12 protein-coding genes are annotated in these 13785 nt (G+C 61.6%); 2 read left to right on the forward strand and 10 right to left on the reverse strand.

Annotated features, from left to right (window positions below; translation table 11 throughout):
• Nucleotides 1-20: 20 nt before the first annotated feature.
• Both trpLE and ACTJKL_RS02360 read right to left on the reverse strand, forming a co-directional pair.
• The gene (trpLE, locus tag ACTJKL_RS02355) at nucleotides 21-65 is read right to left on the reverse strand and encodes a trpE operon leader peptide TrpLE (RefSeq protein ID WP_178385068.1); all 45 of its coding nucleotides are present in this window, start codon (nucleotides 63-65) and stop codon (nucleotides 21-23) included.
• A gap of 120 nt (nucleotides 66-185) precedes the next feature.
• Nucleotides 186-2390, reverse strand: a complete 2205-nt coding sequence (locus ACTJKL_RS02360; protein ID WP_440852072.1) for a TonB-dependent receptor, heme/hemoglobin family — start codon at nucleotides 2388-2390, stop codon at nucleotides 186-188.
• 36 nt (nucleotides 2391-2426) lie between these two features.
• Between ACTJKL_RS02360 and ACTJKL_RS02365 the strand changes: the two genes are divergently transcribed.
• Nucleotides 2427-2603 (forward strand): hypothetical protein, encoded by a 177-nt coding sequence (locus ACTJKL_RS02365; RefSeq protein WP_440852073.1) that lies wholly within the window; start codon nucleotides 2427-2429, stop codon nucleotides 2601-2603.
• A 79-nt stretch (nucleotides 2604-2682) separates the two neighbouring features.
• Nucleotides 2683-3516 carry an extensin-like domain-containing protein gene (locus tag ACTJKL_RS02370; protein WP_440852074.1) on the forward strand — a complete coding sequence of 278 codons (834 nt, stop codon included), beginning with the start codon at nucleotides 2683-2685 and terminating at the stop codon, nucleotides 3514-3516.
• A gap of 94 nt (nucleotides 3517-3610) precedes the next feature.
• On the opposite strand, the gene ACTJKL_RS02375 is transcribed toward ACTJKL_RS02370, so the two are convergent.
• The 8 genes from ACTJKL_RS02375 to ACTJKL_RS02410 form a co-directional block, all read right to left on the reverse strand.
• Nucleotides 3611-5317: a formate--tetrahydrofolate ligase gene (locus ACTJKL_RS02375; protein WP_440852075.1), complete on the reverse strand. Its 1707-nt coding sequence runs from the start codon at nucleotides 5315-5317 to the stop codon at nucleotides 3611-3613.
• A gap of 59 nt (nucleotides 5318-5376) precedes the next feature.
• Nucleotides 5377-6597 (reverse strand): DUF2333 family protein, encoded by a 1221-nt coding sequence (locus ACTJKL_RS02380; protein WP_275599891.1) that lies wholly within the window; start codon nucleotides 6595-6597, stop codon nucleotides 5377-5379.
• A 3-nt stretch (nucleotides 6598-6600) separates the two neighbouring features.
• A complete protein-coding gene (locus ACTJKL_RS02385) occupies nucleotides 6601-7890 on the reverse strand; it encodes a DUF6638 family protein (RefSeq protein WP_275597530.1) in 1290 nt (429 codons plus the stop codon).
• Between the two features lie 181 nt (nucleotides 7891-8071).
• Nucleotides 8072-8473 carry an endonuclease domain-containing protein gene (locus ACTJKL_RS02390; protein ID WP_440852076.1) on the reverse strand — a complete coding sequence of 134 codons (402 nt, stop codon included), beginning with the start codon at nucleotides 8471-8473 and terminating at the stop codon, nucleotides 8072-8074.
• A gap of 105 nt (nucleotides 8474-8578) precedes the next feature.
• Nucleotides 8579-10495, reverse strand: a complete 1917-nt coding sequence (locus tag ACTJKL_RS02395) for an AAA family ATPase (protein WP_440852077.1) — start codon at nucleotides 10493-10495, stop codon at nucleotides 8579-8581.
• 3 nt (nucleotides 10496-10498) lie between these two features.
• Nucleotides 10499-11647, reverse strand: coding sequence for a hypothetical protein (locus ACTJKL_RS02400; RefSeq protein ID WP_440852078.1), 1149 nt, complete (start codon nucleotides 11645-11647; stop codon nucleotides 10499-10501).
• A gap of 61 nt (nucleotides 11648-11708) precedes the next feature.
• Nucleotides 11709-12797, reverse strand: coding sequence for a hypothetical protein (locus ACTJKL_RS02405; protein ID WP_440852079.1), 1089 nt, complete (start codon nucleotides 12795-12797; stop codon nucleotides 11709-11711).
• Nucleotides 12798-12955: 158 nt separating this feature from the next.
• On the reverse strand, nucleotides 12956-13543 hold the full coding sequence (locus tag ACTJKL_RS02410) for a thymidine kinase (RefSeq protein ID WP_440852080.1): 588 nt from the start codon (nucleotides 13541-13543) through the stop codon (nucleotides 12956-12958).
• Between the last annotated feature and the right edge of the window lie 242 nt (nucleotides 13544-13785).

Consider the following 13785-nt stretch of genomic DNA (forward strand, 5'->3'; position numbering starts at 1 on the left):
CATGACTGGTCAAGGCCGCCTCAGCGAGCCCACCACCAGATCGAAATGTTCTGCGTGTTTGCCATGGGCGGAAGTGTTAGCGCGGCTTGCAGTGGCGCGCAAGCGGGAAAACCGCGGACCCAATCTGTCCCTTAAAAAAGAAGGCGGCCACAGCGGCCGCGCTCTCTATGTGTGCCGCCGGATCCTCAGAACCGCTGCGTCATCGAAATCTTGAAGGTTCGCCCCGGCTCCGAATAGAATTCGGCAGGCTGCGTGAACGCATTCTGCGTGTTCACCGCATCCCAATAGGTCTTGTCGAAGACGTTGTAGACCCCTGCATTCACCCTCAGACCCGGCAACTGCTCCGGCTCCCACCAGCCGGTGACATCGACGATGCCGTAACCCGGTGCCTTGAAAGTGTTCGTCGATTTGTCCGAAACGTCCATCGCCGCCGTCAGGATGACGTCAGTCCCCCAGGTTTCGGCGGCGTAACCGACATTGAGGACCCCCTTCAGCGGGGCAACGGAGCCAAGCACCTCGTCGGTATCGAGATCTCGGCCATAGGCATAGGCGAGTGCGGTGCGGACATGGACGCCATTGCCGAAGACTTTATGGCCCGATACCTCGACTCCATGAATAGAGACATTGGCACGGTTGATCGCCTCCGTGATGCCGATCGGGTAGATGCCGGTCGGATCGCGAGAAAAGCGTTCGTCAATGAAGTTCTTATAGCGGTTGTAGAAGGCGCTGACTCGGCCGCCGAACTCGTCGTCACCAAGATTCGCGCCGATTTCGAAACCATGGCTCGTTTCGGGCTTGAGATCGGGATTGCCAATGCTCAGATAGCTGCCCGGCGCGCCGTAATTCAGATAGAGTTCCTCGGCCGTCGGCGGCCGGAAAGCCATCGCCCACTGCGCGAAGAGCTCGACCTCTTGCGCTGCCTGATAGGTTGCAAGAAGCTTCGGCGACAGCGCCAGATCGCTCTGTCCCGGCGGCAAGCCGTCATAATTGGGGTTGCGCATATAGGCGGCGGTATTCTCCGGCGAATAATCGTACCAGTCGAAGCGCAGGCCCGGCGTCAGCGCGAAGGGACCATCGCCGATCGAGATGCGATCCTGCAGGTAGATGCCGATCTTCCTGCTGTCGACGTCGGGGCTGTCCGACTGGTTTGTGTGCAGGAAGTTGCAGGAAGGACTCGGCGCCGTGTCGCAGCTATCCTCGCCCGAGGAATATTGGTGCAGCTTGCCGATGGCAAAGTCGCCGCCGAGCGTGACCTTATGCTGCAGGGAGCCAGTGTCGAAGTACTTGTCGACATAACCGCTGGCGCCGAAGCTCGCTTCTTCGGCCTCGTTGAGACGGGAATAATCCCCGATCACCGAGGTGCTGCGATAGGCGTCGCTACCGTTCTCGCGAAGCAGGCGCTGCCAGTAGATCGTGGCCGAGGCGCTGTCGAACCAGGCGTTGTCGTCGGTGGCCTCGAATTCGTAATCGAGCGACAGGCGCTCGCGCCGGGTGTTGTCGAGCTTGTCGTAGTTACCTGGCTGATAATTGCCGGTAGGGCTCTGGCCGGACATGAAATCGATGTCCTTGTCACGGTCGAAGCGCTCGGCCGTAAAGCCGAAGGTGTGGCCGCTCTCGGTATATTGCCTTACTTTGAAGAGGAGATTGTTCTGATCGTAGTCGGCAGGGTCGGCCTCGGTGCGCGTTGTGGAATAGCCGCCAATGTTGCCGTTGCTTTCCTGCTCATGCCCTTTCTTGTAGCCGCCCTGGAAAAGGACCGCCGTATCGTCGTAGCGCGCGGCAACTGCAGCGGACCCGCCGAGACTTTCGTCCTCGCCGTCATAGGCGAATTTGAAGATACCACCCCAGGTCTTGCCCTCGCCGATCAGGTCCTCCGGCTCGAGTGTGCGCAGCACCACGGCTCCCCCGAGCGCGCCGCCGCCTGCACGGCTGGAATCGGCGCTGCGAACGATGTCGATCGTCGAAAGGGCGGCAAAATCGAAGCTGTCGATGCCTCCATCGGCGTCGCGCGCCCCATCGTCGATAAAGGGGATGGGAATACCGTCGATCGTCGTCAGCACGCGCGGCCCTTCGAGGCCCCGTATATTGACGCTGCCATTCGTGCGGTTGAAGTTCACCCCTGGCTCGAGGCTCCTGCCCAGATCCTCGAAGCTCGAAATCTGGTTGTTGTTCAGTTCCTCTTCCGTCACCTGCTCTGCAAGCGGTGTGTCCGCCACGCCCTCTTTCTCTCCCCCCCTGACGGAAAGTTTCTTTAAGACCGTTACGCGCCCCTGCTTTTCGGCGGCGCCCGCCGCCTCTTCGATGGATTGCGCATGAGAAATTGTTGCTCCGGCGAGGGTAGCGAATGCCGTGCAAGCCAAAAGCGCCAGGCGATGATGCCGGTTGAGCATGGACCAGTCCTTTGAAAGTGTTGGCCGGGCTTGCTGTTGAGCGGCGAACTCAAGGGCTGGCTGGGCAGTGCGGAAATCGAACAAGGCGGCAATTTCCGCCTTATTTCAGCCACATACGAAAACATGAGTATAATTGTCAATATAAATATGGGGGTTCTTCCTCATCTTCATGCCTGCGGCGCGAACTTCGTCCTCAGTTTCAGCACAATTTGAAACAGGATCGTTCCCGGTGCGTTTCGCCGTCTGGGGCTGCAGAAAAGCCTGGGGCTGCAGAAAAGATGGAGAGGACCTCATGCGCCACGCCGGAATCATTCTGATCTCCGCGTTTCTCCTTTCAGGAGCGGCCTTGCCGAAGACCGGACCGGTACCCGCGCCGCGTCCCTCCGCCGGCAGCGGCCAGCCGACGCCCACGCCCAAGCCCGGCACGCCACCCCCGGGTGATGCTGACAGCCTGGAAAAATCCGGCGGAGAAAAGAAGGACGGTGCGCGGGCGGCGCAGGAATTGCCTCCGAGCTGGAAGGACGACGCCCTCGACGTCGGCCCTGTGCTGACGATCGAAAAAGAGAACCCTAAGGAATATGCATCCTGTCTCTCGGAATTGAAATCGCTCGGCGCCGCCTTTGCCGAGATCGATGGCATCGATGACGGCAAGGGCTGCGGCATCGACAAGCCGATCCGGGTCAGTGCGATACTGCCCGATGTGACGCTGAAGCCCGGGGGGGTGATGCGCTGCAAGGCGGCGCTGGCGCTCGCGCGCTGGACGAAGGAAACGGCTGCACCGGCTACCAGAAGCGCCTTCGGGGCCGAGACCCGCATCGTCGCCTTGAACCAGGCATCAACCTATATCTGCCGCCTGAGGAACAATGCGGAGACCGGCAAGATATCCGAACATGCGCGCGGCAACGCGGTCGACATCGCCTCGTTCACGCTCAGCAACGACAAGACGATCGAGATCCAGCCCCGCGACGAGGACGGCACACTCACCGGCGCGTTCCAGCGGGCGGTCACGGCTTCGGCCTGCCTGTATTTCACGACCGTCCTCGACCCCGGCAGTGACGCGGCGCATGAAGATCATCTGCATCTGGACGTTATCGAAAGAAAGAACGGATACCGCTATTGCCGCTGAGGAGGCGCGGTCGCCCCTCAATCCGCTGCCGCGACCTTCTCCCCGCATGCGGGGAGAAGGGAATTGCGGCGAGCGCCCGCGCGGCAGAGCCGCCTCAAAACAACCCCTCGATATAACCCTGCTCGTTCAGCCGTATCCGTTCCGAAGAAGGCACCTTCGGCAGGCCGGGCATCGTCATGATCTCGCCGGTGATGACGACGATGAAGCCGGCGCCGGCCGCCAGCCGGACCTCGCGAATTGGCACGGTGTGACCGGTCGGCGCTCCGCGCAGGTTCGGGTCGGTGGAAAAGGAATACTGCGTTTTAGCCATGCAGATCGGCAGATGGCCGTAGCCCTGATCTTCCCAGGTGCGCAGTTGATCGCGAACCACCTTGTCGGCGATCACCTCGCTCGCATGATAAATATCCTTGGCGATCGTTTCGATCTTTTCGAAGAGAGGCATCTCGTCCGCGTAGAGCGGTGAGAACTGCGAATGGCCGGCATTGGCGAGGTCCACGACCTTGTAAGCGAGCTCCTCGATGCCCGCCGAACCCTCGGCCCAGTGCTTGCAGAGAACCGCTTCGGAGCCGAGCGTGCGGACATAGTCCTTGATCGCACGGATCTCGGCCTCGGTATCGGAGGTGAAGTGGTTGATCGCGACGAGCACGGGGACGCCGAATTTCTTGACGTTCTGGATGTGACGGCCGAGGTTCGGGCATCCCTTCCTCAGCGCCTCGACGTTCTCCCTGGCGAGATCCTCTCTCTTGACGCCTCCGTTCATCTTGATCGCCCGGACGGTGGCGACGATCACCGCTGCATCCGGCTTGAGACCTGCCTTGCGACACTTGATATCGAAGAATTTCTCTGCGCCGAGATCCGCTCCGAAACCGGCCTCGGTCACGACGTAGTCGGCGAGCTTCAACGCCGTCGTGGTGGCCACGACCGAATTGCAGCCATGCGCGATGTTGGCGAAGGGGCCGCCGTGTACGAAGGCGGGATTGTTCTCGAGCGTCTGCACCAGATTGGGCTGCATCGCGTCCTTGAGCAGCACCGCCATCGCCCCGTCGGCCTTGATGTCGCGTGCAAAGACGGGGCTCTTGTCGCGGCGGTAGCCGATGATGATGTTGCCGAGCCGCCTTTCGAGGTCCTTGATGTCCATAGCCAGACACAGGATCGCCATGACTTCCGAGGCGACGGTGATGTCGAAGCCGGTCTCTCTTGGATAGCCGTTGGCGACGCCGCCGAGCGAGCCGACGATCTGGCGAAGCGCCCGGTCGTTCATGTCCATGACCCGCCGCCAGGCGATGCGGCGAATGTCTATCGCCTGTTCGTTGCCCCAATAGATGTGGTTGTCGATCAGGGCGGCGAGAAGATTATGCGCCGACGTAATGGCATGGAAATCGCCGGTGAAATGAAGGTTGATGTCCTCCATCGGCACCACCTGGGCGTAACCGCCGCCCGCCGCCCCGCCCTTGATGCCGAAACAGGGGCCGAGCGACGCCTCGCGAATGCAGACGATCGTCTTCTTGCCGATCCGGTTCAGGCCGTCGCCGAGACCGACGGTGGTCGTCGTCTTGCCCTCGCCCGCCGGAGTCGGATTGATGGCGGTCACCAGGATGAGCCGGCCGTCCCTTTTTTCCTGCTGCGCCGCAATGAACTCGGCGCTTACCTTGGCCTTGTCATGGCCATAGGGAAGCAGATGCTCCGGCGGAATGCCTAGTTTGGCGCCCACCTCCATAATCGGTTGCTTGCGCGCGGCACGCGCGATCTCGATGTCGGACTTTACCTCTCCCACGGCTTCCCCCCAGTTTGCCTCGCGCATCCCGCCTCCTCCGCGGGGTGCGCAGGTCCGTTCCTTTGCCTAGGCTCGCACGTCGCCCGTCAACGGGCAAGAATGTCGCGCATTTCCACGAGGTTCGACCGGACGCGGAGAATGTAGAAGCCCATCGTCGCGAGATGGGTCGGCATGATCCAGCCGTCCTCGCGGCCGTTCGAAATGATGAGCGGCTGGATTCTGAGCGCAGCGCGAAGCTGCTTCATCGTCTCGGTATAGATCGGCCCCAGGCCACGCTGGGTGACGACATTCTCGAAATCGGCACCGGCAGCCGAGAGAATGCCGTAATAGCCGTAGAGCTGGCCGAAGGCGAACCAGAAGCGGTCGTCGGCCCGCGTGTCGAACCAGCCGCCATTGTGGAACTCCGATCGTTCGCGGATGATCGCCGAGGTGTTGCCGAGATCATTGGCGACGCGATCGAGGAACTCGACCATGTTGTCGGACCGTCCGTCGAAGATCGCCTCGCACTTGCCGAGCGAGACGTTGAACTTCCTGAGGTCGCGCATCGCCGAGCGATAGAAGCTGGGCGTCGGGGTCTTCGGACCAAAGGGGTTAAGGCCGAAATACCAGGTTTCCTCGTCGAACTGGATATTGCCGCGCGCGCTCTGCAGGTCCGCATTGACTCCCGATGTACCGCGGACACGGCCGAGCGAATCCACCAGTTCCACCGCTGTGCGCCGGACCGCCTGATTGATGCCGCGCTGGAAGGACGCCTTGTTGTCCAGCCAGGGCGTATCGTCCCAGTCCAGTCCGAAAAAGCCGAGCTTGTAGCCGAGCATCGACGAGATCCAGGCATTCTGATTGACATTGAGATCGATGAGATCGGCCGCCACCTCGACGACGGCCGAGGTCTGGCAAACCGTTCCGGCCGGAAGCTCCGCCACTGCGAGAGCCTCGGTCGTGCTGTCCGCAGCGGAGGGTGCGACCGTAGCTCGGTTCGCGTCAGCCGCAGAACCGGACTGGCCCGTCGTCGTTCCAGGTCCGCTGACGGGCGAACCGGCCGGAGTCCTGCGGTCGGCGAGCTTGTAGCGGTCGACATAGTCCGGGTCGAAATTCGTCCAGGCTTGCGTCTGCCAGACAAAGTAGGCGTAGAAGAGCACGAGGCAGAGGAGGATCAGGCCGATCGGCCCCTTGATGATCCAGCTTCGTCCCCGGTACCAGTTGCCGAGCGCGACGAACGGCCACAGAAGCCAAGCCACCGCCAATCCGATGCCACGGCCGATCGCCGTGAATACACGCTGGAAGAACGCAACGATCGGATCGAACATGTTTTATTCCTCTTTGAGACCGTAGAGCTTATGACGGAAGGCGGCCTTGTCCTTGAGATATGTGCCGGTCAGTGTCGCAACAACATATTCGCGGAACTTTTCGCTGTAGCCCTCATAGGCTTTGTAGAAGCCTTGCTTGTCGAACACGAATCGCGAGACGAAATCGCGAGGGACCAGTTCGGAGATCAGGCGGTTGACGAGCCATTGATCGGGATGCTGCGGGGCGGCCCGGACGAGCAGAAACCGGTTCTCCGGGGCGACGTCCTGCATCCTGATCGTACCCGTCGCGGCGATCGCCCGCGCCATTTCCTGGAGGAAGGGATAAATCCCGTCGCGCGCCACCAGCGCGGCATTGCGGTGGATCCAGGTCTGGAGCCATATCCGGTCGACACTTGTCAGATCGGCCTGCGGATCGGCATCGTTGACGAGCCCACGGATCACCATGTCCGCGCGATGCTGGAAGAGGCCGGACTCCTGCACCCAGGATGCCTGCGGCAATTGCAGCCGGTTGGTCGTCGCCAGAAAGTCATAGATGCGGGCGTGGTCGGTTATGGCGATGTAGCTGACCTGCCAGGGCCGCGAACGGCGAAAACCGGGCACGGAAGGGTCGCAGATGACCGTCGTCGTCTTCTCGTCGAGAAAGACGTAGACGCCGCCGAAGTGATTTGCCCAGAAGGCCTCGTGGCGGAAGACGAGTTCGTCCGGCACGAGCACGTTCTGCCTTATGTCGCCGGTCGTCCTGGCGAGTTCGACCATCCGATCGAGCATCGCGTCGTCCGCCCACGCGTTCGGCACCTTTTTCAGCCGGTCGACGAGCTCGCGCAGTTCGGTCGCCTTGCCGAGCATGTCCTCGGCCGAGAGCACCCGGAAGCGGACTTCGTTGATGGAAAGCAGATCGTCAATGTCCTCGACGACCGAGACCGAATCCTCGATCTCGCCGTAGAGCGCATCCTTGATGGTGATCGCATTGATCGCGCGGCCATTGGCGTTGAAGAATTCGTGCATCAGCGCCGCGGTGTTTGAGAAGCTCGTGTGCACGACCGGAAGCTCCGCCTGCGCCGGCGTCAGGATGATGAAGCGCCGGTTGACCCGGTTCGGATCCAGATAGTCGCGGTCGCCGATTTCCTCGGCGATTTCGGGTGAGAAGCCGGTCATGTCGATGCTGAACCGCTGAAGAGCCGTCGGTTTCAGCCCGAAGCCTTTGAGAGCCTTGTTATAGCGCGAGACGAGATGCGGTTCGGAAATGTCGAGCAGCCGTCCATAGATGAGCTCCGCTTCCAAAAGGCGCTTCATGCGGCGATGCTCCTCAGCATTCTGCCCCTCACCCTAGCCCTCTCCCCGCGCGCGGGGAGAGGGGACACCGTCGTGGCCTGCTTCAACCTCCCCGGCCAGAAGCAAGTTCGTCCCCTTCCCCCGCCTGCGGGGAAAGGGTTAGGGTGAGGGGCGGACCGAGACGCCGATTTCGACGCCCGACTCATCTCTTCTCCCCCGGAATGAAGGTCAAATCAGCACTCCTCATTGCTCCCACCATCCGCTTTTCCAGGACCGCCACGATCGTCTCCAGCACCGCCGCGCGGTCATTGAAGACGTCCGTATTCCAGAAGCGGAGCACACTCCAGCCATTCGTGATCATGAACGCGTCGCACCTCTCATCGCCGCTGCCGATCTGATGCTGACTGCCGTCGACCTCGACGACCAGCCGCTCATCACGGCAGGCGAAATCAGCATAGTAACGACCGATGGGGACCTGCCGGACGAACTTGAAGCCGTTTAGTCGCCGGCCTCTCAGTTCCGACCAAAGGAGCGCTTCTGCTTCATTGTCGCTTTGCCGCAGACCTCTCGCGCGTTCTGTCTGACGTTCGTTCGCTCCTCTCATGCTTGCGGTTTGCCCCTCATGCTTGCGGGTTGCCCCTCACCCTAGCCCTCTCCCCGCGCGCGGGGAGAGGGCTAGGGTGAGGGGCAAATGCCGCGAACACAACCTTCATCCCTGCCACCTGCCCTCGCGCTTCATCGTCTCGATCTCTCGGATCGCCCTCTCGCGCTGACGCCCGCGGCGGATGATCTCGCCGACGGCCGCGTCGTCGGATTTGTCGGTGTAGCGGAACTCGCTGTCCGCATAGCGGTTGATTTCCTGCAGCACCATGTCGATGGTGATCGGGCTTCGCAGTTGCTCGATCATCGCCTTCTTCTCGTCGTAGGGCCTGTGCATGAACGTGCCGGCGTCCCGGAACCAGTCGTCGGGCAGTTCGACGTCCATGGCCCTCAGCTTGACGGCATCAGTGATGTTCCTGATGGCGCGCCCGGTGAAGCGGGGTTCCGCCTCCTTGATCATGTGCAGATAGGCGCCCACATCGGCGAGCGTGGCGATCTTGCCCTTCTCCTTCTGATAGCGCTCCCAGACGGCGGCAAGCCCCTCCTCCTGCGGTCGCGCATGCGCGGCATAGGATTGCGAGACGGCGCGCTTGATCTCCTGACCGGCATAGAGGTCGTGCTCGCCGAGCGGGATCTTGTGGTTCTTGCCGACGAGCAGCGCGAAGATGTCGATGTAGTCGTCCTCCGTCTGCGGCCCGTCGACCAGCCAGCGCGCACCGGCCCGCTGGCGCAGCGCGTCGTCGACATTCTCGGGATAGTTGGAGAACATGCCGAAGGTGCAGTTGCCGCGCACCACCGTCGAGGCGCCGGCGAAGCTCTCCATCAGCACCGCCGTCACCTCGTGCTGACCGGCCGAGGCACGGTCGTCGGAGCGCTTTGCCGCCACCTGATCGACATCGTCGATCGTGCCGAAGCCGATCGCCCGCGGGTTCACGACGTTGTTGACGAATTCCTTGCAATTCTGGCCCGATTTGCCCTGATAGGAGGAAATCTGGTCGACGCCGAAATTCTCGTAATGGAAGGGATAACCGGCGATGCCGCAATATTCGTGCAGCATGCCGGCGAGCATCTGAATCAGGATCGTCTTGCCGGTGCCCGGCATGCCGTCGCCGATGAAGGTGAAGAGAAAGCCGCCGAGTTCGACGAAAGGGTTCATTTGCCGGTCGAAGTCGTAGGCCATCAGCATCTTGGCGAGCTTCAGCGCCTGGTACTTGGCGATGTGGTTGCCGATGATCTCCTCGGGCTTCTTGAAGGTCATCACCAGCGGCTTGCGCTTCTGCCCGGGCGCGACGTCGAAACCGTTGAGCGTAAAATCGTCCTGGTCGAGCCGGATATGCACGCTCTCGAAATTCTGCAGACCGGTGAAACGCGCCCTGCGCGCAATCAGACCCTCGATCGCGATGCGGGAAAAGGCCCGGGCTCGGGCGACCAGCGCGAGCTCGTCCGGCGCACCGGCGATGCTGCGGTCGAGACCGGCGACCATGGTTTTCAGCGCATCCTGCGGCGTGTCGAAAAGGAAATCCGGCTCCGCGGCATCGTCCACCGGCTCGCCCTCTTCCTGCAGCGTCGCGCCGAGATAGGCGGCAAGCGTGAAGGCGGCGATATAGGCCGAAGCGGAGAGCAGCGCTTTGAAATGAGCCGCATCCTCGCCGGTAAGCGGCGCGGTGGCGTTACGCGCCTGCAATTGTTCAAGGTTCGTCTGCCGCGCGAAGACATCGGCAACAGCCAGCGCCACCTGGATGCCGCGACGGGTGCGATAGAGCACCGAATGCTGCGCCGGCGACAGGAGCGGGTCGGCGCTGCGAACCGCCTGGATGGTGCGTGCGAGTTCGACCTCGCGGCTGCGGCGCTGACCGCCGGTCGATACCGTCGAGACGAAACGGCGCCCCGTCCCTGCCAGCGGCGTGGCGGCCGCGCCATCGTCCCGCTCGATAACGGCAAGCTTGGTGACCAGGCTCTGCGCCACCGCCTGATGTCTGGCGATCTCGTCCTCATGCAGTGTCGTCAGCCCTGTGTTCAATGCCATGGCTCAGACCTCGCTCACCACCTGGTTGCCGGATATGACATGCACCTTGTAATCGCCGAAGACCTGGGCGGCCTCGCCGGAGGCATAGAGCGCCTGGTACGCGTCGTGCGGCACCAATGCATGCTTCTCATATGCGCTGACCCCCATGCGCGCCGCCTCCAGATCGGCGGTGTCGATGTGGAACTCTTCCTGCGCCTGGGTGGAGGACCAGAAGCCACGCGTTGCCGGCCGCTCCGCCTTCGAGAAGACCTCCTGCACCGTCCAGGTGAGCAGCCACGCATTCTCGGTCTTGCGCACCCTGGAGAGAATGTCGTTGACCCTCGCATTGTTCTCGGTGATGCCCGCCGAATAGAAGGGGCCGAGCACGATCCGGCGAAGCTGCTTCGGATGCAGTTCGGGGAAGTCCCTGTCGAGATTTGTGGCGATCGTTGCCGGCGTCAGCGAATAGGCGCTGTTCTTGGAGGCGAAATCGTCGAAACGGCTTGCGAGCTCCGGATTGAGCAGGCCACCGACCGGCAGCGGAATCTCGACTCCCGGATTGAGCTTGCCATCCTCGGTCACCAGCATCTCGACGATATTCTCCGAGGAATCCTCGATCGTCGCCATATAGATCATCGGCAGCGTCTGACTGCCGTCGAACGCGCCCCAGGAAACGACGTAATAGGGCCGCATCGTCTTCGGATTGACCGCGACCCGGATCGTCTCCGGCAGGATGAACGGCGAAAAGATATCCCCCTTGCCGATCTGCTCCAGATAGAGCCTTTCGGCCATGCGAACCTGAAGCGCCTCGGGGAACGCCCTCTGCCTCAGGATGAAATCGACCATTTCCTCGCGCAGCGCATCGGAGGAAGGAATGCTCGCAAGCCGCTTCTCCGCATTCTGCCGGTCGTTTTCGAGTTCCAGCACGTTCTGGAAAACCGGAAAGCCGCTTTCGGCGCGCGAGATGCGAAACTGTTCGACGAAACCGATCCGGTTTTCCCAGCAGGCGATCGAGGCTTTCAGCCGGGAAAGATAGGGACCGATGACTTCGCCGACGACGCTGTCGCGGTAAAGCGGCGAATTGCGGTCTCCGAGGAAGAGCTCGAGCCCTGCGAGCGCCGCCCGGACGGAGCCGAAATATTGCCTGACGGCCGAAGGAATGGCGGTATTCATGGCAGCTCTCCCGGCAAATGCCGAAAGGCGGTCGCAGATCGGATCATTGCCGCCTTGCCGATCACTGCTTCACATAATTTGCTGCATTATGCTTGTCCATCACCGTCTGGAAGCGGCGCGCGAAGGCGTCGTCGGCGAGTTTCTTGCGCCGCTGGATATCCTGCGTCGCAAGCATGTTCTTTTCATGCATCTCGAGCAAATCGCCGATGTGGCGCTGTGCGGCCGCGCCGATCCCGGCCATGGTCTCCTCGGCGGCCGTGTCCACCTGACTGCCGAGCGTGTTGATCTTGTGCGCCACGTCCTGCTGCGCAGCCGTCTTCAACGAATCTTCCAGTGCCTTGTAGAGAACGATGCGCTGTTCCGTGTCGATGGTAAGCTTGTTGATCAGCGTGTTCTGGGCGGCGATCTGGTTGTTCAAAGAATCGACGAAGGTCTGGAACATGGCCGTGTAGCGCTCGAGCGTCTGGCTCTCGGCCAGAAGCTCCTGTTCCTTCGCCTGCTTTTCATTGTATTCGGTCGCAAGCTGCGAGCGTTCGCCTTCGAGGTCGGTTCGGGTCTTCTGGTCTGTCGAGGCGGCGATCCTGTTCTCGATATCGAGCAGCAGCGGGTTGAGCTCTTCGATCCGCTTCTGAGTCTGTTCCAGCGCAGCCATCGTGCCCTTGCGGCGCTCGATCACCTGGATGAGGCTCTGCTCGGAGGTCTTGTAGCGCTGGTCGAGAATCGCCTTCTGGTCCTTGAGGATGCCGACGATGGTATCCGATTTCGACAGCAGTTCCTGCAGGTTGCCGGCAAGCGACATGTTGCGCACGCGATCGGTCCGCAGCCTCTGCATCTTCTGCTTCGAGAAGATTCCGATGAACTTCTCGTAGCCGGTGTAGCTCTTCATGCTTTCGAACTCGGCACCGAAGACGTTGGTGGCGTCCTCCAGTCCGATGATCAGATCGGCGATGTTGGCTTCCATCACCTTCTGCTGGTTGACGACGTCCTGAATGCGGGCGTTCTCGATATCGAAATTGACGTCGCCGAGCTTGGTGTCCGCCTTGGCGAATTGCTCGAGAACGACGCCGGACTGCTCGAGCTTGCTGCGCATCTCCTTGACGACGGTTCTGGTCTTCTCGATCTCGGTGTCAAAATTCTGAAGCGTCGTCATTGCCTTCTCCCCTAAGCCAGCCAGCAGTGCGAGCGGACTATTTCAGCCCTTGATTGCACTTATATAAAGGATGTTTAGCACGGATCGACAAGGGCGGTGGCCGCTTTTTCGAGCGCACGACAGTAGGGCCGGTGCATCGCCGCCGGCCGGCTTGCGCGTCACCCTTCGTGCATCCGGTCTTCCCAATGGCAACGACAATAGGAGACGTATTTCTCATTGCCGCCGACATCCACCTGAGCGCCCTCCCGCATGACCTTGCCGCGGCCGTCGAGGCGAACGACCATCGTTGCCTTGCGCCCGCAATGGCAGATGGTCCTGACTTCGCGCAGCTCATCCGCGATAGCGAGCAGAGCCATGGAGCCGGGGAAGAGCTTGCCCTGGAAGTCCGTCCTCAGGCCATAGGCCATGACCGGAATGCCGAGGCGATCCGCCACACGCGCCAACTGCCAGACCTGATCTTCACCGAGGAACTGCGCCTCGTCCACGAAGACGCAGGCGATTTCACCGGAGCCGTCGCCGTTCAGGCGCTCGATCAGCGCATGGAGATCGTCCTCGCTGCGGAAGGGGATCGCCTCCGATTCCAGCCCGATGCGAGACGCGATGCGACCCTGGCCGGCGCGGTCGTCGAAGGCTGCGATCAGCATCACGACGCGCATGCCGCGCTCTTGATAGTTGTAGGCGGCCTGCAGGAGCAGCGTGCTCTTGCCCGCATTCATCGTCGCATAGCTGAAATAAAGTTTGGACATGGTCCCATCTCCGGACATCGTGCCCGCTACATGACGGGGCACGCGTCCGATGACCAGAGCATCCCGCAGCGACTCACAGATTTCCGAGAGGGCGCACATGCGATGGCCCGCAAGTCCTGCTCGCATCGGGGGGGCGGTATTTCGCGGGCATTGCGACATCAGGCGTCGCTTTGTGCATCCCGTTAATGTACTGAGGCAATACACTTCTTTAAACGCCAGGGCGCTTGAATTCGCGCTTCATT

It is taken from the genome of Sinorhizobium sp. 22678, assembly GCF_052044265.1.
Classification (GTDB): domain Bacteria; phylum Pseudomonadota; class Alphaproteobacteria; order Rhizobiales; family Rhizobiaceae; genus Sinorhizobium; species Sinorhizobium meliloti_A.

Excerpts from the sequence above, each read along its gene's own strand:
- ACTJKL_RS02370 (WP_440852074.1), top strand. The coding sequence starts at position 2,683 with ATGCGCCACGCCGGAATCATTCTGATCTCCGCGTTTCTCCTTTCAGGA.
- ACTJKL_RS02400 (WP_440852078.1), bottom strand. The coding sequence starts at position 11,647 with ATGAATACCGCCATTCCTTCGGCCGTCAGGCAATATTTCGGCTCCGTC.
- ACTJKL_RS02395 (WP_440852077.1), bottom strand. The coding sequence starts at position 10,495 with ATGGCATTGAACACAGGGCTGACGACACTGCATGAGGACGAGATCGCC.
- ACTJKL_RS02410 (WP_440852080.1), bottom strand. The coding sequence starts at position 13,543 with ATGTCCAAACTTTATTTCAGCTATGCGACGATGAATGCGGGCAAGAGC.
- ACTJKL_RS02385 (WP_275597530.1), bottom strand. The coding sequence starts at position 7,890 with ATGAAGCGCCTTTTGGAAGCGGAGCTCATCTATGGACGGCTGCTCGAC.
- ACTJKL_RS02375 (WP_440852075.1), bottom strand. The coding sequence starts at position 5,317 with ATGCGCGAGGCAAACTGGGGGGAAGCCGTGGGAGAGGTAAAGTCCGAC.
- ACTJKL_RS02380 (WP_275599891.1), bottom strand. The coding sequence starts at position 6,597 with ATGTTCGATCCGATCGTTGCGTTCTTCCAGCGTGTATTCACGGCGATC.
- ACTJKL_RS02405 (WP_440852079.1), bottom strand. The coding sequence starts at position 12,797 with ATGACGACGCTTCAGAATTTTGACACCGAGATCGAGAAGACCAGAACC.
- ACTJKL_RS02390 (WP_440852076.1), bottom strand. The coding sequence starts at position 8,473 with ATGAGAGGAGCGAACGAACGTCAGACAGAACGCGCGAGAGGTCTGCGG.
- ACTJKL_RS02360 (WP_440852072.1), bottom strand. The coding sequence starts at position 2,390 with ATGCTCAACCGGCATCATCGCCTGGCGCTTTTGGCTTGCACGGCATTC.